Source organism: Flavobacterium sp. P3_A6 (assembly GCF_056403035.1).
On sequence record NZ_JBFUGG010000010.1, the window covers coordinates 1 to 21440 of the forward strand.

Annotated in this window: 17 protein-coding genes and 1 pseudogene; 9 read left to right on the top strand and 9 right to left on the bottom strand. The window is 33.4% G+C overall.

Going from position 1 to position 21440, the window contains the following annotated elements; genetic code table 11:
- Nucleotides 1–249: pseudogene (locus AC1DVP_RS11515) on the top strand (secretion protein); the annotation flags it as partial.
- Between the two features lie 250 nt (nucleotides 250–499).
- Here AC1DVP_RS11515 and AC1DVP_RS11520 read toward each other — a convergent pair.
- The 4 genes from AC1DVP_RS11520 to htpG all read right to left on the bottom strand — a co-directional run bounded on the left by AC1DVP_RS11520 (nucleotide 500) and on the right by htpG (nucleotide 6115).
- Nucleotides 500–1447 (bottom strand): MASE1 domain-containing protein, encoded by a 948-nt coding sequence (locus tag AC1DVP_RS11520; protein WP_477183616.1) that lies wholly within the window; start codon nucleotides 1445–1447, stop codon nucleotides 500–502.
- A 279-nt stretch (nucleotides 1448–1726) separates the two neighbouring features.
- Nucleotides 1727–2539, bottom strand: a complete 813-nt coding sequence (locus AC1DVP_RS11525) for a hypothetical protein (RefSeq protein ID WP_477183617.1) — start codon at nucleotides 2537–2539, stop codon at nucleotides 1727–1729.
- A 192-nt stretch (nucleotides 2540–2731) separates the two neighbouring features.
- Nucleotides 2732–3922, bottom strand: coding sequence for a pYEATS domain-containing protein (locus tag AC1DVP_RS11530; protein ID WP_477183618.1), 1191 nt, complete (start codon nucleotides 3920–3922; stop codon nucleotides 2732–2734).
- A gap of 306 nt (nucleotides 3923–4228) precedes the next feature.
- Nucleotides 4229–6115: a molecular chaperone HtpG gene (htpG, locus tag AC1DVP_RS11535; protein ID WP_477183619.1), complete on the bottom strand. Its 1887-nt coding sequence runs from the start codon at nucleotides 6113–6115 to the stop codon at nucleotides 4229–4231.
- Between the two features lie 345 nt (nucleotides 6116–6460).
- On the opposite strand from htpG, the gene AC1DVP_RS11540 reads away from it, so the two are divergent.
- A complete protein-coding gene (locus AC1DVP_RS11540; protein ID WP_477183620.1) occupies nucleotides 6461–7315 on the top strand; it encodes an SPFH domain-containing protein in 855 nt (284 codons plus the stop codon).
- Nucleotides 7316–7318: 3 nt separating this feature from the next.
- Nucleotides 7319–7501, top strand: coding sequence for a type II toxin-antitoxin system antitoxin (locus tag AC1DVP_RS11545; RefSeq protein ID WP_477183621.1), 183 nt, complete (start codon nucleotides 7319–7321; stop codon nucleotides 7499–7501).
- Between the two features lie 172 nt (nucleotides 7502–7673).
- Here the strand turns inward: AC1DVP_RS11545 and AC1DVP_RS11550 are convergent, their stop codons facing one another.
- On the bottom strand, nucleotides 7674–8225 hold the full coding sequence (locus AC1DVP_RS11550) for a hypothetical protein (protein WP_477183622.1): 552 nt from the start codon (nucleotides 8223–8225) through the stop codon (nucleotides 7674–7676).
- Nucleotides 8226–8562: 337 nt separating this feature from the next.
- Here AC1DVP_RS11550 and AC1DVP_RS11555 point away from each other — a divergent pair, with 337 nt between their 5' ends.
- From AC1DVP_RS11555 to AC1DVP_RS11565, 3 genes are all read left to right on the top strand, one after another.
- Nucleotides 8563–9072, top strand: a complete 510-nt coding sequence (locus tag AC1DVP_RS11555) for a lipocalin family protein (protein ID WP_477183623.1) — start codon at nucleotides 8563–8565, stop codon at nucleotides 9070–9072.
- Nucleotides 9073–9091: 19 nt separating this feature from the next.
- A complete protein-coding gene (locus AC1DVP_RS11560) occupies nucleotides 9092–9781 on the top strand; it encodes a YiaD family glycine zipper/OmpA-like lipoprotein (protein WP_477183624.1) in 690 nt (229 codons plus the stop codon).
- Between the two features lie 136 nt (nucleotides 9782–9917).
- Nucleotides 9918–10862: an ABC transporter ATP-binding protein gene (locus AC1DVP_RS11565; RefSeq protein WP_477183625.1), complete on the top strand. Its 945-nt coding sequence runs from the start codon at nucleotides 9918–9920 to the stop codon at nucleotides 10860–10862.
- 95 nt (nucleotides 10863–10957) lie between these two features.
- Here AC1DVP_RS11565 and AC1DVP_RS11570 read toward each other — a convergent pair whose 3' ends face one another.
- Nucleotides 10958–13366 carry an alpha/beta hydrolase family protein gene (locus AC1DVP_RS11570; protein WP_477183626.1) on the bottom strand — a complete coding sequence of 803 codons (2409 nt, stop codon included), beginning with the start codon at nucleotides 13364–13366 and terminating at the stop codon, nucleotides 10958–10960.
- Between the two features lie 272 nt (nucleotides 13367–13638).
- On the opposite strand from AC1DVP_RS11570, the gene AC1DVP_RS11575 reads away from it, so the two are divergent.
- Both AC1DVP_RS11575 and AC1DVP_RS11580 read left to right on the top strand, forming a co-directional pair.
- Entirely contained in the window at nucleotides 13639–14646 is a 1008-nt protein-coding gene (locus AC1DVP_RS11575; RefSeq protein ID WP_477183627.1) for a 3-oxoacyl-ACP synthase III family protein, read from the top strand.
- Between the two features lie 73 nt (nucleotides 14647–14719).
- The gene (locus tag AC1DVP_RS11580) at nucleotides 14720–15394 is read left to right on the top strand and encodes a copper homeostasis protein CutC (protein WP_477183628.1); all 675 of its coding nucleotides are present in this window, start codon (nucleotides 14720–14722) and stop codon (nucleotides 15392–15394) included.
- Between the two features lie 80 nt (nucleotides 15395–15474).
- On the opposite strand, the gene AC1DVP_RS11585 is transcribed toward AC1DVP_RS11580, so the two are convergent.
- The gene (locus AC1DVP_RS11585; RefSeq protein ID WP_477183629.1) at nucleotides 15475–17796 is read right to left on the bottom strand and encodes a TonB-dependent receptor; all 2322 of its coding nucleotides are present in this window, start codon (nucleotides 17794–17796) and stop codon (nucleotides 15475–15477) included.
- Between the two features lie 383 nt (nucleotides 17797–18179).
- On the opposite strand from AC1DVP_RS11585, the gene argS reads away from it, so the two are divergent.
- Nucleotides 18180–19958 carry an arginine--tRNA ligase gene (gene argS, locus AC1DVP_RS11590; protein WP_477183630.1) on the top strand — a complete coding sequence of 593 codons (1779 nt, stop codon included), beginning with the start codon at nucleotides 18180–18182 and terminating at the stop codon, nucleotides 19956–19958.
- A 196-nt stretch (nucleotides 19959–20154) separates the two neighbouring features.
- Here the strand turns inward: argS and AC1DVP_RS11595 are convergent, their stop codons facing one another.
- Together AC1DVP_RS11595 and AC1DVP_RS11600 are read right to left on the bottom strand one after the other, a co-directional pair.
- Nucleotides 20155–20499 (bottom strand): DUF6686 family protein, encoded by a 345-nt coding sequence (locus AC1DVP_RS11595; protein ID WP_477183631.1) that lies wholly within the window; start codon nucleotides 20497–20499, stop codon nucleotides 20155–20157.
- A gap of 12 nt (nucleotides 20500–20511) precedes the next feature.
- Entirely contained in the window at nucleotides 20512–21426 is a 915-nt protein-coding gene (locus AC1DVP_RS11600; RefSeq protein ID WP_477183632.1) for a DUF6607 family protein, read from the bottom strand.
- Nucleotides 21427–21440 lie beyond the last annotated feature (14 nt).

The window sequence follows — 21440 nt, forward strand, 5'->3', positions numbered from 1 at the left end:
ATCTATGATGAGTCACACCATGTGATTTATAATGAAACCGTAACAGGAAAGGAAGGAATTGCGAGAGCCTACAGCCTTGAGGAATTTCCGGAGGGGGTTTACTTCTTGGAAGTGGAGACTAATCTGAAGAAAGTGACCCACGAGATAGTGGTTACAAATCAGGCGTCGACATTGTCCAGAAAAGCTGTTGCCGAAGTGTACAAAGGCGGCTTGAAAATGGAAAATGAAAATATCGCAACGGTGAATTGATTTGTTGCGTTTTGGTTAAGTTAGGATTTTGAGAAAACAGCTCTGATTTGGGGCTGTTTTTTTTGTTTAAATACTTTCAAATTAGTCAAAATGCTGTTCTGAAAACGTATTTGCATGAGGGATGGAAATGGCATCTCCCGATTTAGAAAAACAAGGCTTTTTTGCTGTAGTTTTTGTTAATCGGGAATATAATGTACAGCCCGACCCTTGGGACATGCCCAAAAAAATCTATTTAGAAAGTTTTGTGAGTTTAAACTTTTGAAGCTTCTAGTTTTTTGTGTAAATAATCAGAATAGTATCCTGACAATATTAAGGCAATTACTGTGGTTAATCCAAAAAAAGGATTAATATTAATGAGTGAATCTTCGGAATTGACTACAACAAATGAACCATAACCAAGGTAGCCGTATATTGATGATAAAAGGGCGAACATAGAGGCCAAAATAGATACTCCTCTAATTCTAAAACGAAATGTTGCCCATAATAATATTATGATGAACAGATACTGATCATTTGGATGGTCGAAGGCGATTAGGACACAGACCAATGCTGTAGCTAATCCTAATGATATGGCTTCTAAAAGTGATGTTGAAATAATTTTTATGTGATGACGATAAAACCAGGATATTAGAAAAGGAGTTATAAGTATAGTGCCGATTAAATCACCTTTCCATAAAGTCATCCAATTTGAAATGAAGTGGTTTGGAGTACTTAATCCCCAAAACGAAATTGCTGAAACGCATAATAAAGAGCAGATACCGCAATATAAAGTACTAATTACTAAAAAGGATATAACTGATGGTCCTGTTTTTAATGGATATTCTCCCTTGTTGATTAAATTAATTAAGTAGGCACTAACAGTTACTCCAATTGCTACTCCTGTAGCCACAGATGCTGAAGAGAGTATGGTTTCGAGTATTGATTTGTCCAGCATTTTGCATACATCCCAAAAGGAAAAGATATTTGCGACAAATGATCCTATCCAAACTCCAGCTATAGCTTTGCGTCCTATAATTAATACTGCTGCAAGTGCAAAACCTACATCCGGGAAAATAGGGGAAAGATTGTCTGGGGAAACGGTTATCCGAAAGCTCAAAAAGGCAAGTATATTAAAGATAAATGCAACCAAAATAATTTTAAAAAATGGAGATTTTAAAAAAAAAGGGGTGTAATAATCGTTTACATCTAACTTGTACATAATGAGCGTTTTTTGTTGTCATTCTTTTGTAAAAGAATGAGGATTAACAAAACAAATTTAATATTTAAATTTTAATTGCTAATTTTTTTGAAATGTAATTTTGTTGTAAATATGTGTTCTTGATCATTGTCTACAAAAGTGATTTTGAGTGAATATGGATTTTGTCTGGTGATAAATGTATAAAATAAAGAGACTGTCCAAATGCACTGCCCCCAAAAAGTTAGACACTATTTGGGGGCAGTGCATTTGGACAGTCTCGGCAGATTTTTATCTGTGATTTTACATAGTGAAAGGAAATACTATTCCGTTTTGTGTGTAGGTAGCATTCTTGTCGCAGTCACCATTACCGTAGTCGATTGTGCCATTTAAAAGAGTGTTTTCTACTTTTAACTTTCCTTTTGATACATAATCACAACTATAATTTTTGACTAATGCTTCTAAAACAGTCAAAGTGATTTTGGCTCCATTTTGTTTGCTAACAGAATGCGTTCCTTCTGTCATTTCGTATGTATTGTCATCTAAAGTGAGTGTTGAAACTCCTGCTGTTTGTTTTATAGTATGAGTGCCTGAGTTTAAATATACTTCGCCTTTAGTATCTGTAAATATTCCATTGGTGACTGTTCTTGTCCATTGAGGGGTATTTGCAATTACAGTTGTATTTTTGTACTCAATTTTTCCTTCCGCTTTGTTTCCATTTACATAGTAGTTTATTCTTTCAATTGTCATAGTACTTCCAGTTTGAGTAATATAATTTGAAAAAGTAACTTTTAATTTCCCTTTTCTTGTAATGCCATTTGTGGTGCAGCCAGTTCCAAAATCAACATAAAATGTTTTAGGAAAAGCAGATGTTACAGGATCCATAGTTACAGTAGCGCATGAAACCGTTAAGGATTTGCCAGTTTGTTTACCAGTTAATTTTTCAAATGATATTTGATTTCCCGTTTTAATATCCAGTTCGTTAACTAAATCAATAGAGGCAGAGGCTACAACTGGACTATTATCTGTTGCAACCAAAGAGTCTTCCTTGGTGCATGAAATAAATGAAAAGAAAGTAAATGCAAAAGCAGATAATAATAAGGATTTGTTTTTCATAAAATTTAAATTTGGTTAAGTTTTTTGTTTGGGTAGCCAAATTTATTATTTTACAGGAATTAATTATCATTAAGATTGTTAAATTTTTAAAGATAAGTTTTATTTGTACGTATTAAATTATAAATCTAGTAAATTAAGTATGCAAGACTCAGTTGAAGGATAATAATTAAATACATCATAATGAAAATTACATCAGTGAGTCTTGAAATAACTGGAAACGTCTGGTAATTTGGCTAAATCAAGTTCTAATTCAGTTGAGCCATTATCTGCAAAAGCTCCTACAGTAAATGAACCGTAACTGTAAAAATTGAGCTCAGCAATTTGCTTTTCTACTTTCACGAGTTTGAATGGCGGATTACCAAATGTACTGTGCAAAGCAAATAATATGTACTCACCATTTTTTAATGGATTGTTTTTCGGATTTGTAGAGACTACCTGTAAATTTATTTGGTACAATCCTTTGGCTTCCTCAATTACTGTTGCTTTTAATTCCCGTTCGTTGTTTATGGATTTTGATCGCCATTGTCCTTTTTGAGGGTCATTATTGTTTAGAATTAAGCCTTTGTGCAGTTTTAATTTGGCTTCGTCTATCATTCTATCCACTTCTGATTTTATGTTTTCATTGTCTTTTTTAATTTCGTCCGAATTAATTATTTTTTTAACAACGGTTTCAAATTCAGAACTTGATATTGTGGGCTCATTAATCTTAGTTAGCAAAGATTTTGCTAATTGATCTTTTTCCTGAATCAGGTTTTGAGTTTGGATGATTTTTATGTCTTTCTGCTGAATTTTTTCTTTTACTTCATGGATTTTTTCATTTGCTATTTCTAGTTCTTTTCGAATCAAATTATCGTCGGCATATTTATATTTATTAGATAAAACGAGCCTCATATAATTGTATCCAATGTATAATCCTAAAAACCCAAAATAAATTACAATTCCGATGCTGTATATATTTAGCAGTTGTCCATCATATTTGGAAGATGTTCTTACATATTCTCCCAATGAAACCAGATAGCCAGGAATTTGCTTTAGGTTGACTAATCCAAGGCCAACAATTATTTTTGTTAGCCAATCCGAAATTTCGACTAAGCTATTATTTAAGGAGTAATCACTTTCTTTTTGATTGTTTCTTTTTGGCATGCCAAAAAGTGTTCCCATGAAAAAGGAACTTACAAAAGCGGCTATTCCAAGGATAATTCCAATAAAAAGAATTTTGCCTCCCATTTCAGGAATGGTGATGGGAAATCCAATTACAGGAACCATTCCTAAAAAAAGCCCCATGTACAATGTAAGCAGGATTGTGGTTTCGGCTTCTTTTATGGTGCTTTTTTCTCTCTCTAATTCCGTTTGATTTTGGCTTTTCAGTTCGTTATTTTCCATATTACATAATTTTAAATTAGGGACTATTTCAATTAGTAATAAAATTAATTTGCAAGCTTATTTTTAAAACAAGGAGAATGGTGCGTATTTCAGAAAAAAATTAAATCAAATCCATTTTGTAATTCTTAAAATTAATCAAAAAAGTAATATAAAATACGTATAAATGTCTATTTTTCAGTAATATGATTGTTGTCTTTTTTATTTGTTGTTGAAAGTTGAACAAATTTGAAAATAAAAAACCCTGCAAAGTTAGATTTGCAGGGTCATTAGTATTCAGTACTAATTTTGTGAGTAGTACTCTCGGAATTATTTTATTAATTCAAAACTTCTTTTTACAAAAGCGGTTAATGCTTCTCCTTTTAATAAGTTTTGAGATAATTTAGCCAAATCCAATGCTTGCTTCACTAAGTTTTCTTGAGTAGATTTGTCACTATTATTTAAGATACTGGTAGCCAAGTCGGAGTTTGTATTTACAACCAAATTGTACATTTCTGGCATATTACCCATTCCGAACATTCCGCCACCGCCTGTTTGACTCATTTCTTTCATTCTGCGCATAAATTCTGGCTGCGTGATAATGAACGGAGCCGCTTCGCTGTCTAAAGCTTCAAGCTGTACCGTGTAAGTTTGTTTTGGGACAATAGTTTCAAGAACTGTTTTTAGGCTTTCTTTTTCTTCTTCGGATAATTTAGAAATAGCAGCATCTTCTTTCTTGATTAAGTTATCAATGTGATCAGAATCCACACGAACAAAATGCAATCCGCTATTGTCTCCTTCAATTTTTTGAATTAGATGCGAGATAATAGGAGAGTCCAAAAGCAATACTTCATACCCTTTATCTTTTGCTATTTCGATATAAGAATGCTGTGCTTCTTTATTTCCAGCGTATAAAACAATTAGTTTTCCGTCTTTATCGGTTTGTTTCTCTTTGATTTTTTCTTTTAGTTCATCAAGAGTAAAATAAGTATTATCAACTGTAGGGTATAATACAAATGCCCCAGCTTTTTCATAGAATTTATCTTCTGAAAGCATTCCGTATTCTAGAACGATTTTAATGTCATTCCATTTTTGTTCGAAATCTTCTCTGTTTTCGTTAAATAAAGATTTCAGTTTATCAGCAACTTTACGGGTGATGTAGTTAGAAATTTTCTTAACAGCACCATCAGCCTGCAATCCTGAACGGGAAACATTCAAAGGAATATCCGGTGAATCAACAACACCGCGAAGCATCATCAAGAATTCAGGAACAATTCCTTCAACATTATCAGTTACATATACTTGGTTTTGGTACAATTGGATTTTGTCTTTCTGAATCTGCATGTCAGAACCCAATTTTGGGAAATACAAAATACCTGTTAAGTTAAATGGATAATCAACATTCAAATGAATATGAAACAATGGCTCTTCGAACTGCATTGGATACATTTCGCGGTAGAAATCCTTATAATCAGCATCCGATAATTCGGTTGGCTGTTTAGTCCAAGCAGGATTTGGATTGTTTACTATGTTATCTACTTCTATAGTTTCTGGAGTGTAGTCTTCTGGAGCATCTTCCGGTTTTGGAAGTGTTTCCTTTTTTGTTCCAAATTTAATCGGAATAGGCATGAACTTATTGTATTTGCTCAACAAGCCAGAGATTTTAAATTCTTCTAAGAACTCAAGAGAATCTTCTGCAATATGCAAAATGATTTCAGTTCCTCTAGTCGTTTTGTCAGCCGGTTCCAATGTGAATTCCGGGCTTCCGTCGCATGTCCAGTGTGCAGCTGGTTCATCTTTGTATGATTTGGTGATGATTTCCACTTTTTCGGCAACCATAAAAGCAGAATAAAAACCAAGTCCAAAGTGACCAATAATACCAGAATCTTTAGCAGAATCTTTGTATTTGTCCAAGAATTCTTCAGCACCAGAAAAAGCAACCTGATTGATGTATTTTTCTACTTCATCGGCAGTCATTCCCAATCCTTGATCGATGATGTGGAGTTTTTTGCCTTCTTTGTCAATTTTAACTTCAATAATTGGCGTACCATATTCAACATTGGCTTCTCCAATACTGGTTAGATGTTTTAATTTTAAAGTTGCATCGGTTCCGTTAGAAATTAATTCACGCAAGAAAATTTCGTGATCACTGTATAAGAATTTCTTGATTAAGGGAAAGATGTTTTCAACCGAAACATTAATTTTACCTGTTGTCATATTTTTATATTTATTAATGGTTTTACAATCGGAAAAGTAACTTTCAAATAGAATACCAATTGTTATAGGAGTGACAAATTGTCGTAAGTAAAGTATTTTGAAAATGTTTGATGATTAAAGGTTAACTATGAATTCTTTTTAAAGTTGCAAGACTTTTTATTCTCTTGTTTTACCAAATTATGAAAAGTATTATTTATAGATTGGCTTGCATAGTTTATTACATGCATCGATATGTTTCTCAAGCTTTATGTTAATCAATAAATTATAGGGTAAAAATTTCTTTTTGTGTTGAATTATTTATTATATTTGTGATATCAATATGATATCATTTAAATATTACTTATTATGAAAACAGAAAAAGTTTTAACACCTTTTAATGGCTATTTGGTTGTTGTTATGCTATTAGTATCAATGGCAGTAACCCTTTATGGCTTTATCTCAAACAATATTATTTTAATAGTGGCTTCATTTATAGTATTTGTATTTTTGACAAAGGGTTTTATTGTGATAKGACCAAATAGCTCAAAAGTCCTTTTAATGTTTGGAGATTATAAAGGAAGTGTCAAGCAAAGCGGTTTGTTTTGGATAAATCCACTTTATACTAGAACAAGTTTGTCTTTGCGTGCAAGAAACTTTGAAAGTGAAAAAATTAAGGTTAATGATAAGATGGGTAACCCTATTTTAATTAGTGTTATATTAGTTTGGAAAGTCAGCGATACTTTCAAGTCTGCGTTTGAAGTCGATAATTACGAAGAATTCATTAGAATTCAAACGGATTCGGCGGTTAGAAAACTTGCAGGATCTTTTCCTTATGATCATTTTGAAGATGAGAGAGCAGCAGTAACATTAAGCACTAATTTTGATGATGTAAACATAGCTCTTGAACACGAGGTTACTCAACGATTAGAAATTGCTGGAATAGAAGTAATAGAATCAAGAATTGGATATTTAGCCTATGCTCCCGAAATTGCTCATTCAATGTTACGAAGACAACAAGCATCGGCTGTTGTTGCTGCACGTCATAAAATTGTAGAAGGCGCTGTCGGCATGGTTGAAAGTGCTTTAAAACTATTAGCTGACAAAGAAATTATTGAATTTGATGAAGATAGGAAAGCAACAATGGTGAGTAATTTAATGGTTGTCCTTTGTGGAGATAGTGAAACTAAGCCTGTAATAAATACCGGTACTTTAAATCAATAAAAGATGTCTGAAAAAAAGTCATTTGCATTACGAATTGATTCAGAAACGATGAAAGCAATTGAAAAATGGGCTGCTGATGAATTTCGTAGTGTCAATGGTCAGATAGAGTGGATGCTTAATAAAAGTCTAAAAGATGCGAAAAGACTTAAGGTGAAAAGTGTTCAGAAAAATAAAGAAGAGGATTGATTTCTCAGCTGGCACAAGCGGGAGAGATTTTGCATTTTTGCAATAAGTATTAGCTAGTGTTCACGAGCAGAACGCTATTTTCGGATTTGCCAAATAATCCCAATATAAAACCAACTTTCCATTAAGCCAATTGCCCAAATCCGTTGTAGCATCTATGTTATAAGGCGTTTTTTTATTTTTTTATTTCATTTCTTTTAATGTTAAAGTATCTTGCGAAGTCAGTAATTGGTTTGCCACTTTTGTCAAAGCGGATTATTATTTTGTTTCCAATAATTGACACTGTATCAGGAATGAAATTGTTGTCGTCTCGTTTGTTCTTGAATATTATTTTGTTATCAATAAGTTGATAGTTTCCTTTATAAAATTTTTCGCTAAACAAATTTGAGGATTCCATTTCAAATTTCTTGTCAGCACGAAGAGTCAAACGAATTGCACTTTGGTCATCAATTAAAGTCGCTTCTAATATTTTTTTGCTCCTAAAAATTTCGGAATCTAGTAATTCAGAACACAAAAAGGTTCCAAGAATTACAACTCCAATAAGTATTCCTGTTGTGTTTTTATTTAAGATTGCCATTACGAAAAAACCTAGAAAAGAAAAACCAAAGAAAACGGAAGGTATCAAGTAAAATATCCATAATTTCTCCCACAGAAAGTCACTTAGAAAATAAGACACAAAAAAAAGAGTACCAGCTAGTAAAGTAAATAAGTGAATTTTTAGTTTCATAAATGTTATTTCTAAAATGCCCTATAACTTGTATATAGGTCTGACAAAAGCCTATTTATATGTTTTTTCAAATATAGAAAATAATAGACAGAATCCCGCAAAGCGTAATTATTGTTCATTCCAACCGTTTTTTACACTCTGCCCAGTAAAATAGGGCTATTCAAAAAAAAATGCCAATCCTTTAGATAAAGCAAATTATTTTTTAAATAGGGTACAATTTGCTACACAAATACCACATTGCATCTGCTTGCCGTAAGTAAATTATATAAATAAAAAAATTATTTTGAACGAAATTGATATGTACCTTTGTTATACGTTAATTTAAAATTGAAAAAAAATGAGAAAAATTCTTTTAATATGTAGTATGGCCATGTTGGTCTTTGCCTGTAAGTCTGGATCTACAACACCTGCAACACCAAAACCAGTTTCTAATGCTCCAATGACAAAATTAGATAGGGCTTCTCAAGTTGGAATAAAAGGAGATTGGCAAATTGTTAGTGTAAGTTATCCAGGTTCTGAGTATATTAAAGTAAATTCTTTTAATCTTGCTGATTCAAAATGTTTTATAGGAAGCACTTGGCATTTTATTTCAAACAATAATAAAGGAAATTTGACTTTAAACAGTCCAAATTGTACTGCTTTTACTTCGGCAATTACATGGTATATCAATAAAGAGGGACAGTTTGTTTTAAAAATATTAGACGAAGGATTGAAATCTAAAAATGTAAAAACAGGTTTTGTTCTAGGGGTAAGAAATCAATCAGAAACTTCATTTGAATTGATTGATAAAATAAACGTAGGAAGTAAACCAACAGATGTTGTTTATTTATTTCAAAAACTTAATTAATACATAAAATACGAAAAAGATGAGAAAAATTGCAATTATAGGATTGAGTGGGTTATTTATGCTGAGTATACTTTTTACAGGATGTGATTCTGTAAAAAATGCGAATAATACACAAAAAGGTGCTGGAATTGGTGCAGTTGCAGGAGGAATTATTGGAGCTGTTCTTGGAAACAATTTAGGAAAAGGCGGAAACGCTGCCTTAGGAGCTGCAATTGGTGCAGCTGTTGGTGGTGGTACTGGAGCCTTAATTGGAAACAAAATGGATAAACAAGCCCGCGAAATAGATCAAGCATTGCCTGGAGCCGATGTTGAGAGAGTTGGAGAAGGAATTCATTTGGTTTTGAATGAAAATGCAGTCCGTTTTGATCTAAATAAAGCGACTTTAACCTCTCAGGCTAAAGCTAATTTGGATAAATTGATTCCAGTATTTAATTCGTATGCAGATACTAATATTGAAATATTTGGTTATACAGATAATACAGGTAAACCAGAGTACAATTTGACGCTTTCTCAAAAAAGAGCCGAATCTGTAAAGATCTATTTGATTTCAAAAGGACTTGCAGCGAGCCGTTTCAAAACATCTGGTTTTGGAATCGCAGATCCAATTGCATCTAATGATACAAAAGAAGGACAAAGCCAAAACCGCCGTGTAGAATTTGCAATTACAGCAAATGCTAAAATGGTTGAAGATGCCAAAAAACAACAATAGAGATTAAGTCTCAATTATGTTTTAAAAAACTGCTTTATTGTAAAGCAGTTTTTTTTTGGATATAAATTGAATTATCAACATATTTTTTTTGCTAAAGAAACTATCTTTGTTTTCTCTTAAATTTTAATGTTATAGAATGCTTCAAGTTCAAAATATTTCATTCGGCTATACCGAAAAAATCATTATTCAAAATGTTGACTTCACTGTTGCCAAAGGACAAAATATATCAATTCTTGGCGAGAGCGGCTGTGGAAAAAGTACGCTTTTAAAATTGATTTACGGAATGTATGATTTAAATCATGGACGCATTTTGTATAATGAAACAGAGATTCGAGGGCCTAAATACAATCTAATTCCAGGAATGCCTTTTATGAAATATCTGGCACAGGATTTTGATTTGATGCCTTATGAAACCGTAGCCGAAAATGTAGGCAAGTTTCTTTCCAATGGTTTTTTGCCATTAAAAAAACTGCGTATTCAAGAATTACTGGAAATGGTTGAAATGACCGAATTTGCCAATGTAAAAGCAAAATTGTTGAGTGGCGGTCAGCAGCAGCGTGTAGCTCTGGCCAGAGTTTTGGCATTGGAGCCGGAAGTATTACTGTTAGACGAACCTTTCAGCCATATTGATAATTTTAGAAAAAATGCACTCCGCAGAAACCTTTTTGCTTATTTAAAGAAAAAAGAAATCACTTGTTTCATTGCAACCCACGATAGTGTTGATGCGCTTTCTTTCTCGGACGAGACCATTATTTTGTATCAGGGAAGAATTATGGAAAAAGGACCTTCAGCCGATGTTTACAAATACCCTTTGAATAAATATGTTGCTTCCCTTTTTGGTGAAGTGAATGAATTGAAATTATCTCAGTTAATGCCAATTGAAGGAGAAGATGATATTGTTTTATTGTATCCGCATCAGTTAAAACTTGACTCCAACGGCTCTATAAAAGCAATAGTAAAAGAATCTTTTTTTAAAGGAAGCCGGTTTTTAATAAAAGCAGTTTTCGACCGAAGAGTTATTTTCTTTGAACATGAAACTGCTTTGGAATTCAATCAGGAAGTGGTATTGAGGATTATTTAGACTTTTTTTTGAATTTTAAAAACATAAAAAAAGCTGATTACAAAGTGGCTTAAATTAAAAAGAGACAGTTTTTTGCATATAATCGTTTTCCTTTTTTAATTTTTTAGATATTTTTCCAAGAATTGATCTTGTTCCCATAGCAAATGCAGAATATTTTCTTTTGCAACATAACTGTGAGCTTCTTTAGGCAGTATCACCATTCGAACTGGCGCACCTAATCCTTTTAACGCTTGGAAATAACGTTCTGTCTGTAAAGTAAAAGTACCAGGATTATTATCGGCTTCGCCATGAACCAAAAGTAAAGGTGTTTTCATTTTATCGGCAGTCATAAATGGAGACATTGTATTGTACACTTCTGGAACTTCCCAGTAATTGCGCTGTTCGCTTTGAAAACCAAAAGGAGTTAAGGTTCTGTTGTAAGCACCGCTTCTGGCGATACCGCAGGCAAAAAGATTGGAATGGGTCAATAAATTGGCTGTCATAAAGGCACCATACGAATGTCCGCCAACAGCTACTTTTTTGGTATTGATATATCCTAAAGCATCCACAGCATTTATTGCGGCTTCTGCATCATCTACTAATTGTGTGATGAAATTATCATTTGGTTCTGTAGTTCCTTCTCCAATAATTGGAAAAGAAGCATCATCAAGAACAACATATCCTTTGGTCACCCAATATACAAACGAACCATAATAAGGGAACGTAAATTCATTTGGATTCTGAGAGTTCTGTCCTGCACTGTTTTTATCTTTGAATTCGGCTGGATAGGCCCAAATCAATAAAGGCAGTTTTTCTTTTTTGACCTTGTCATATCCTTCGGGCAGATACAAAGTTCCAGATAATTCAACACCATCTTTTCGTTTGTACTTGATTACTTCTTTGTTCACATTTTTGATGCTTTCAAATGGATTTGCAAAAGCTGTAATCGGAGTGAGGCTGTTTTTTTGTTTGATGTTTCTAAAATAATAGTTTGGGTATTCATTTTTGGACTGAATCTGGACTAATACTTTTCCAGTTTTAAAATCTTCAATTTCCAGCAAGTCTTCCTTTTTATCTTTGTAAAGGGAAGTGTACAGACGTTTGGACTGTAAAGTTTTCAGGTTGAATTCATCTATAAAAGGAAATTGTCCGTCTTTGGTAAATCCGTCTCCAATGCGGAACACATTATTGTTTTCTATAGCTAATACATTTTTATTGTACTGATTTTTTTTGGTTTCAAAACTCCCTGGATCCGAATAAATGTCTTGTGAATTTCTGTCTGTAATTACTTTTGGTTTTTGATTTGGATCGGATGGATTGATCAAATAGGTCTTGGTATTTCGAGTGTCATACCATACATCTGAGACAATAGCAACTGTTTCATTTCCCCAAATAATATCACTGAAACGTTGTGGTGTTTTTGCCAATGAAGTTGGGTTTGCCGTAAAAGGAGCATTCCATAAAAAGATTTCGTCTCTAAAATCGACTTTGTTTGCTGGATCTCCTTCGTCCAAAGCTACCGTATAATATAATGTGGCTGGTTTGTCATTTCTCCAGCTCATTTCTCTTTTTCCTGTGCGCACCGCCATGAAGCCTTTTGGTATAATTTCATTTAGCGGAACTTCATTTACTGTTTTTATTTCAAGACCATTTTTGTCATAAACAATCGTTTTTGAAGGAAAACGGTTTATAGGGACAATATAGGAGAAAGGTTTTTGAATGGTGGTTATCATTACATAATTTCCGTCAGGAGAAATTCTTTCTCCAGCAAACATGTCTGCTGATTTGAATAAAATTGCTTTTCCGTCCAGGGTAACTTTGTATAGCTCAGATGTAATGATGTTTTCAAAATTGATTTCGTCATTTTGGTTTTTCAGCATATCAGGATACGTCCTGTTTTGTGATTTTGTTCCTGCCGAGTTAGAGATAATTGGCCCAGTTGGCAAATCTTTTTTGGAATCTAATAATGCGACTCTGTTTTTAGGCAGTATTTTTACTAAAACAGTTTCATTGTTGAACCAGCTAAATGGAGTTCCTAAATTTGCATTTACCGTTGCATCGGTTAATTTGACTGCTTTTGCGGAAGCAACATCCAAGACCCACATTTCCACTCCAGTAGTAATAGTGTTTGAAAACAGAATTTTTTTATCGTTTGGCGACCATACTAAATTACTTATTTTTGGATTATTCGGTAAACCTGTAACCTGTATTTCGTTTTTGTCAGCAACTTTTCTTAATTTGATATTGTTAATGTAAGTTACAGTACTCGAAATATTTGTTATGGGATTGATTCGCAAACCTCCCAAGCGCATTTCTTCCTGATTTAAATCATCCAGTGTTTTATAAGTAGCTCTATAGCTCAATAGCATGTACTCTTTTTTGGTGTCTAAAGAAACGGATGGAGCTCTTTGGTAATCTGCTAAATCTAATATTGATTTGGAAGGTTTTTGATAGTTTAGGTTTTCTTGTGCCAATGAAGAGATGCCTATACACAGAAATGCTAATAGGGAAATTCTTAATTTCATAAATAAAATATTTTGATTAGTAATAGTGATAAGTCGAAGCAATGCTGTTTTGTTACATTTAAAACAAAAATAGTGTTTTTAGTGTTTTGATATAAATAAGATTAGAATATAAGCAAAAGCATTATTTCTTTAAAGCCTTAGAGAGTTATAATGGGCAGAAAACTGCTCCTAAAAAAAAGAATTGGTTATTGCTAAAAAATGAGTAATTTGTAATCGGATATTTTAAAAGATATTTAAATTTGTGACCTTGATGTTAATAAAACGATAAAAGTATGTACCATTCAAAAATAACGGGATTGGGATATTATGTCCCAGATAATGTAGTGACCAATGATGATTTGTCGAAAATCATTGATACCAATGACGAATGGATCCAAGAAAGAACAGGAATTCAGGAAAGAAGACATATTATTAGAGGTGAAGATACTACTACTTCAATGGGGGTTAAAGCGGCCAAAATCGCCATAGAACGCTCAGGGGTTGCTAATGAAGATATAGATTTTGTCATATTTGCAACATTAAGTCCTGATTATTATTTTCCAGGGCCGGGTGTTTTGGTACAGAGAGATTTAGGTTTAAGAACTGTTGGGGCTTTGGATGTAAGAAATCAATGTTCGGGATTTGTTTATGCCGTTTCGATTGCTGACCAATATATCAAAACCGGAATGTATAAAAATATTCTTGTGATAGGATCTGAGGTGCATTCTACCGGTTTAGACATGACAAGCCGAGGAAGAGGAGTTTCGGTAATTTTTGGAGATGGTGCAGGAGCAGCTGTTTTAAGCAGGGAAGAAGATTTGTCTAAAGGAATTCTTTCTACTCACTTACATTCTGAAGGAATGCACGCTGAGGAATTAGCTTTGCAGGCACCTGGAATGGGAGCTCGTTGGGTTACTGATATTATTGCTGATAATGATCCTAATGATGAAAGTTATTTTCCTTACATGAATGGACAATTTGTATTTAAAAATGCTGTTGTACGTTTTGCTGAAGTTATCAATGAAGGGTTAGAAGCTAATAATCTGCAGGTTTCGGATATTGATATGTTAATTCCGCATCAGGCCAATTTGAGAATTTCTCAATTTATTCAAAATAAATTCAAACTTTCAGATGACCAGGTTTATAATAATATTCAGAAATATGGAAATACGACAGCTGCTTCTATTCCGATTGCTTTGACCGAGGCTTGGGAGAAAGGAAAAATAAAATCGGGAGATACCGTAGTTTTAGCTGCTTTCGGAAGCGGATTTACTTGGGCAAGCGCTATTATAAAATGGTAATATAACTTTGTGATAATTATAATTTAAAAAAAACTTGAAGGTTGTATTTCAAGTTTTTTTTAAGATTTTTTAAATGAAAAATAGCTTACTTGAAATAGCGTGTTTTAATTTACAATCAGCAATTATTGCCCAGCAAAACGGTGCAGATAGAATAGAATTATGTACTAACATGAAAGAAGGAGGTACTACTCCTGATTTTGGGATTGCAAGCAAAGTTCGAAGTGAATTGCATATTATGATGTATGTAATGATTCGACCGCGAGGAGGAAATTTTGTATATACTAATGAAGAATTCAGTAAAATGAAGAATGACATTGAGCAATTTAAAAGTATAGGAGTCGATGGGTTTGTGTTTGGAATTTTGAATGACGATGGGACTGTAAACGTTGAACAGAATAAGGAACTAGTTGCTTTGGCAAGTCCATTTCCATGCACTTTTCATCGCGCTTTTGATGTGGTTGCATCGGTCTATGATTCGTTAGAAATAGTTATTAATTGCGGTTTCAAAACCATATTGACTTCGGGACAAGGATTAAATGTTGTGGAAGGAATTGAGGTATTATCGGCATTGGTAGAAAAAGCAAAAAACAGAATTGTAATAATGCCTGGTGGAGGATTTCGCTCCTCAAATAGTAAGATGTTAATGAGAAAAACAAATGCTCTTTTTTATCACTCTTCTGCAGTTACAGATTCAGGCGAAACAGCAAATGGTGATGAAATAAAAGCATTGAAACAGAGTTTGCACTAAATTTAAAAAACATAAGAAACCCCAGAGTTGGCATTCTCTGGGGTTTCTCGTTTACAACCAATTCTAATATTAAAACTATTTTAAAACCCTCCGCTTCCTTGGGTTTCATTTTTATCTCTTTCTTTTCTTTGAATTGCTTTGTTTTTTCCGGTTCCAAAACGGTAATTGAATCCTACATAGGCAGTTTGGCTTTCCCAATGGAATTCTCCAGTTTGTAATTTAGGTTTTGTTGCATCAAATTCAAAATGCATGCTGTCGAATAAATCACTTACGCGGGCTGTTATGGTTCCGTTGCCTTTTAGAACAGTAAGGCTTGAACCCAAATCGACTCTCCACATTGGTTTTCTTAGGAATTGCAAGCCTAAATCTTTTCCACGATACATTCCTGTCAATTGAAAACGCAGATTTTTTGATGCTTTGAAAGTGTTGCTTATTCGAGAGTTAAAAGTAGTGACATCCACTTCCACATAATCCGTTCCTACGTAACCTTTAGTTTTTTTGTTATACATATCAAAACTGATATTGGCGGTGTACCATTTTGTGAAGTCTAGATTTCCAGAAAGCTCTACACCATAGGCGTTGTTGTCGCCTAAATTGGCATACGATAAAATTTGTCTTTCAGAATCATTTGGATTTTCAGTAAGAGTTCTTGTAATTTCGTCATTAATCTGTCGGTAAAATACTCCGGATGTTATAGAACCGATTTTGGTTTTTCTAGTGTAATTCAATTCAACCGAATTAGTGAATTGAGGAGTCAATTCAGGATTTCCTTCTGAGTCAATAAGAGGTGTGCTCCATTCGCGTATCGGATTTACCTGGTCGATGCTTGGCCTGTCCACACGTTTTGAAACGCTAAAATTGAATGAATCATTGTCACTTGGCGTATATGTTACAAAACCAGAAGGATATACAGTGAACAAATCATCATTAAATGTTCCATCATTTTCATTTACTTTTTTGAATAAAGCATCGGCAGTGTATTTTTCAAAACGGGCACCAACTTGCGCATTCCACTTCTTCCATTGTTTTGCAATGGTGGTATAGGCAGAATAAATATGTCTTTCGTAATTGAAATTTGAATTATAAACACCATTCTCTAAAAAATTATTTTTAGTATTTTCAATTCGAGTTTCTAATCCAGCTTCCAGTTTGATGGTTTCTGTCAAAGGATTAACGTAATCTAAATTAAGTAAAACATTTTCCCCTTTGTTGTTGATGTCATTCGTTTTAGGAGTGTTGAATACGCTGTTTTCGGTATTGTCATTGTTACTGTAATTGCCCTCAAATTCAAGAGTATGATCTTCTTTTTTGAATTTTTTCTTGTAATCCAAATTATAGGTTTGGGTATAATTATCGTTTTTGCTGTCCACAGTCTGGTGGATTAGCGGTACATCAACGTCAACGACTGAATTTCCTTTTTCATTATTGATGTTTTGGGTAGTGTAAACCGAAATGGTATTGGTGTCATTCAGATAAAAGTCAAAACCCACTTTGGCTAAATGTGAAGTATTGTCGTTTTGAAAATCAAAATTTTGTGTATTTTCTTCATTTGGCTCAAGTGTTTCTACTTTTCCGTAATTATGATGTTTCCCAGTAGTTAAACCATAATTCCCATACAGATTGAATTTTCCGTTACGGTAATTCATGTCAAAAGAAGAATTGGTTTTTGGTGTTTCCCCAAAAGTTACGCCACTGTTTACGCTTCCGTTAAAACCGATTTTTGCGTTTTTGTTCAATACGATATTGATAATTCCGCTCATTCCCTCAGGGTTGTATTTGGCCGATGGGTTGGTGATTAATTCAATTTGTTTGATGGATGTCGCCGGAATCTGCTGTAATAATTGAGATGCGCTAACAGTAGATGGTTTTCCGTCTATAAAAACCCTTACATTCGAATTCCCTCTAAGGCTCACTGCATTTGTTTGCGGATCGACGCTTACCGAAGGAATATTATTCAGTATTTCGGAGGCAGTTGCTCCGGCACTCAATAAATCTTTCCCGACATTGATAATCTTTCGATCTGTTTTTTGTTCGATTAATGAATGTTCTTTGACAATATCAACCGATTGAAGTTCTGTGGCTTCTTCTTCCAAATGGATTTCAATAGCAGAATTCTTTTTTGCGGAACTTAATTCAATAGTGGTGGAATATTTTTTGTAACCAATGAATTCTACTTCTAAAGTGAACTTTTTTAACTCTAAGTTTTTTATTGAAAAAGAGCCATTTTCGTCAGCCACAATTCCGGTTATTATTTTTCCGCCATCTTTTATTACAATTGAAGCATATTGTACTGGCTGGTTTGTCGCTTTGTTTGTGACTTTTCCCGAAAGGACTCCCGGATTTTCTGCTTTTGTGATTCCTATGAAACTCAATAGGAAAAACACTAATAGTTTAATTTTCATAATTTGTTTTTGATTAATTATTTTGATTGTTTGATTGATGATTGCAAATAAGACTGATTTATCCTCATTTTGTAACACTGTTTCAGTAAAAAAATTGATCATTTTTTAAAAACAATTTGTGAAACTTTGATTTTTAGCTATTTGTATTCGCATTTTTTTTTGCTAAATATTGTGTTTTGAGTATTTCAAAATGCTTTTTTTGTTTTTTATGATAGTATTGAATTCAAATTTGTTTTTTCCAGAGAGCAATATTTTCCAGATGGGATGAGGTATTTTGCGGTATTGTCTTTTAAATGTGCAATGAGAAACAGAATGTTAATTTTTCACTTTCTATATTTGGCGAATAAGCCTTATATTTGCACACTTAAAAAAATCAAGCATACATGTCATTATCCAATATTCTTACGCCATCCATAGAGAAAGCCATTCAAACTTTGTTTGATGTAACCATTGATAAAATAGAGTTTCAAGCGACCAGAAAAGAGTTTGAAGGCGATATTACGATGGTCATTTTTCCATTACTTAAGGTGGTAAAAAGCAATCCTGTTGAATTAGGAAATAAAATTGGAAATTATCTTGTAGAAAATGTTCCAGAAGTAGCCCGTTTTAACGTTGTTTCAGGATTTTTGAATATTGTAATTGCAGACAGTTATTATTTGAATTTTTTCAACGGAATAAAAAGTGCTGCCAAATTTGGATTTGTTACGCCTTCGGCAAATGATAAGGCGGTTATGGTAGAATATTCTTCGCCAAACACTAACAAACCACTGCATTTAGGACATGTTCGTAATAATTTATTAGGATATTCGGTAGCCGAAATTATTAAGGCTTCAGGGAAAAAAGTATATAAAACCCAAATCATTAACGATAGAGGAATCCATATTTGCAAGTCAATGCTGGCTTGGCAAAAATTTGGTAAAGGAGAAACTCCAGAATCTACGGGATTGAAAGGCGATAAATTAGTTGGTAATTATTATGTGGCTTTTGATAAAGCGTATAAAGATGAAATCAATAAATTAATTTCAGAAGGAAAAACCGAAGAAGAAGCCAAAAAACAAGCACCGATAATTCTCGAAGCACAACAAATGCTTTTGGATTGGGAAAAGGGAAAAACCGAAGTAATTGCACTTTGGAAAACCATGAACCAATGGGTTTATGATGGTTTTGCTACTACTTATAAAAATCTTGGAGTTAATTTTGACAGCTTTTATTACGAAAGCAATACCTATTTATTGGGGAAAGATGTGGTTCAAGTAGGTTTGGATAAAGGAATTTTTGAAAAAGATCCTGATGGTTCAGTTTGGATTGATTTGACCGATGAAGGTTTGGATCGTAAAATTGTATTGCGTTCTGACGGGACTGCTGTTTATATGACCCAAGATATCGGAACTGCGATTCAACGTGTAAAAGACATGCCGGATGTTGGCGGAATGGTTTATACAGTAGGCAACGAGCAGGATTATCATTTCAAAGTTTTATTTTTGATTCTGAAAAAATTAGGATTTGACTGGGCTTCTAGTCTTTTCCATTTATCATACGGAATGGTAGATTTGCCTTCTGGTAAAATGAAAAGCCGTGAAGGGACTGTAGTCGATGCTGATGATTTGATGCAGGAAATGACCGATACGGCTCAAAAAATTTCTGAAGATTTAGGGAAATTGGACTCTTATTCGGCAGAAGAAAAAGCAAAATTATATAATACTATAGGTCTTGGAGCGCTTAAATATTATATTTTGAAAGTTGATCCAAAAAAACGAATCCTTTTCAATCCGGAAGAATCTGTTGATTTTGCTGGAAATACAGGTCCTTTTATACAATATACTTACGCCAGAATTCAGTCCATTCTGAGAAAAGCCGATTTTGATCTTAATATAACATCGAACGTTGTTGAGATGCACGAAAAAGAAAAAGAATTGATAAAACAGCTTGAATTGTTTCCAGAAGTAATTCAGAATGCAGCCAACAATCACAGCCCGGCTTTAATCGCAAACTATACGTATGATTTGGTACGTGAATACAATTCTTTTTACCAAGCGGTTTCCATTCTTGGCGAAACAGATTTGGATAAAAAAATATTTAGAGTGCAGTTGTCCAAAAAAGTGGCCGATGTTATTGCTGATTCCTTTAGTTTATTGGGAATAAATGTACCAGAACGAATGTAATTTTGATAGTTAAATAATAAAAATCCGTCCCGTTGTAATAAAAGGGACGGATTTTTTTATGTGCTGTTTCTAAAATATTCTCAGTGATTAGTATTGGGTATTGTGYTCAAAAATTTGTGCTAAAAATGACCAAAATTGTTTTTGTGATAGATTCTTGTTTTGGCAAACCGAATGATAATCATTAGGAGCTATTATATTAGTTTGAAATTATTTGGTAATTAATCTCAACAGGTTTCAGAATTTTGTAATGACTAATGCAGTCTACCAAAAAGCGTAATTCCTCCAGTTCTTTTCTGTTTAGCAAAATGATAAAGTTAGACTGTAAAGTTGGGATTGGAATTTTCTTCTCATAAATAGAGTGTTTATATTCGGTTTCCCAATAATCAGCGTCTATTTGATCCAAATAATTAGAAAAACTTGTCATTTCTATACTGCTCAAATCAAAGGTCAAATTGTTAAACAGTAATTGGTACATATCTCTATGTTGGCAGTACAATAGGATGCCATTGGAGGTTCTGTTTAATATTTTTAGATTGCACATAATTGTAAATGTTTATTGCTTGATTACAAATGAATCAATGATAGTATCAACTTCAGCTTGGGTTGCAGTTGGTTTTAAATCGAATAAAACAGAGAAAAGCGATTTTTTGTTTACTTTATTCTGCAAGACTAAATCTTTATTGCTTCCATATACTTTTTCCCATTTGCTTCTTACTTTTTCCCAAAGCACCTGATTGTTTTTCCACCAGTTTTGAGCTAAAATACATTTGCTGTCGGCTACTTTGGTGTAAATATCCATTCCTTTTTCTTGAGCCAGCAAAACATCTTTTCCGTTTTCGTCTCTTATTATTTTTTCATTGTCTTGTTCATGATTCCAGCCTGTAGCTGTAATTTCGTGAATATTTCTTCTTTTAAGAACGTTGTAATCATTTCTTTTAGTGTGCTCTCTTCTTGGTAAAGGAGCATCGGTCGTGTTCATCCAATAGTTTTTTCCGTCTATATGAACCCAGCTGGAAGAGCCTTCATATCTGGGGCTGTCATCTACCTGAAACACTTTTTGAGTCCATTGTCCTTTTGTGTTTTTGGCCGGTAAATTGCTAAATTTCCAAGTATTGTCTTTGTAAAAAGAATACAAATCAGTGTTTTCATATAACCAATCCTGTCTCCAGTGTTTTACAATGTCATTTTTCCCAGTTCCAACAATCAGTAAATGCTGCATTACTATTTTGTTAGGCTTGTCTTCCACTAATTCTACCCATTCTAATCCAGAATCATGTTTGGTTTCTGATGGTTTGTAGCTGGCAGAATCCTTTGGATATTTAAAAGTTTCGGTAAAATTGAATTTCACTTCATAACAGCCACACATCGATTTAATGGCGCTGATATCTTCTTTTTTAGTGTTTTGACTAAATCCAGAAAGGCTTGTAATTATCATTATTACAGATAGATAAGTTTTTTTTGTAATCATAATTGGGTTTTTAT

Bases quoted from the DNA above. Each gene is read 5' to 3' on its own strand.
- AC1DVP_RS11530 (WP_477183618.1), bottom strand. From the start codon at position 3,922: ATGGAAAATAACGAACTGAAAAGCCAAAATCAAACGGAATTAGAGAGA.
- htpG (WP_477183619.1), bottom strand. From the start codon at position 6,115: ATGACAACAGGTAAAATTAATGTTTCGGTTGAAAACATCTTTCCCTTA.
- argS (WP_477183630.1), top strand. From the start codon at position 18,180: ATGTCATTATCCAATATTCTTACGCCATCCATAGAGAAAGCCATTCAA.
- AC1DVP_RS11585 (WP_477183629.1), bottom strand. From the start codon at position 17,796: ATGAAAATTAAACTATTAGTGTTTTTCCTATTGAGTTTCATAGGAATC.
- AC1DVP_RS11555 (WP_477183623.1), top strand. From the start codon at position 8,563: ATGAGAAAAATTCTTTTAATATGTAGTATGGCCATGTTGGTCTTTGCC.
- AC1DVP_RS11525 (WP_477183617.1), bottom strand. From the start codon at position 2,539: ATGAAAAACAAATCCTTATTATTATCTGCTTTTGCATTTACTTTCTTT.
- AC1DVP_RS11595 (WP_477183631.1), bottom strand. From the start codon at position 20,499: ATGTGCAATCTAAAAATATTAAACAGAACCTCCAATGGCATCCTATTG.
- AC1DVP_RS11545 (WP_477183621.1), top strand. From the start codon at position 7,319: ATGTCTGAAAAAAAGTCATTTGCATTACGAATTGATTCAGAAACGATG.
- AC1DVP_RS11550 (WP_477183622.1), bottom strand. From the start codon at position 8,225: ATGAAACTAAAAATTCACTTATTTACTTTACTAGCTGGTACTCTTTTT.
- AC1DVP_RS11560 (WP_477183624.1), top strand. From the start codon at position 9,092: ATGAGAAAAATTGCAATTATAGGATTGAGTGGGTTATTTATGCTGAGT.
- AC1DVP_RS11520 (WP_477183616.1), bottom strand. From the start codon at position 1,447: ATGTACAAGTTAGATGTAAACGATTATTACACCCCTTTTTTTTTAAAA.
- AC1DVP_RS11565 (WP_477183625.1), top strand. From the start codon at position 9,918: ATGCTTCAAGTTCAAAATATTTCATTCGGCTATACCGAAAAAATCATT.
- AC1DVP_RS11600 (WP_477183632.1), bottom strand. From the start codon at position 21,426: ATGATTACAAAAAAAACTTATCTATCTGTAATAATGATAATTACAAGC.
- AC1DVP_RS11580 (WP_477183628.1), top strand. From the start codon at position 14,720: ATGAAAAATAGCTTACTTGAAATAGCGTGTTTTAATTTACAATCAGCA.
- AC1DVP_RS11570 (WP_477183626.1), bottom strand. From the start codon at position 13,366: ATGAAATTAAGAATTTCCCTATTAGCATTTCTGTGTATAGGCATCTCT.
- AC1DVP_RS11575 (WP_477183627.1), top strand. From the start codon at position 13,639: ATGTACCATTCAAAAATAACGGGATTGGGATATTATGTCCCAGATAAT.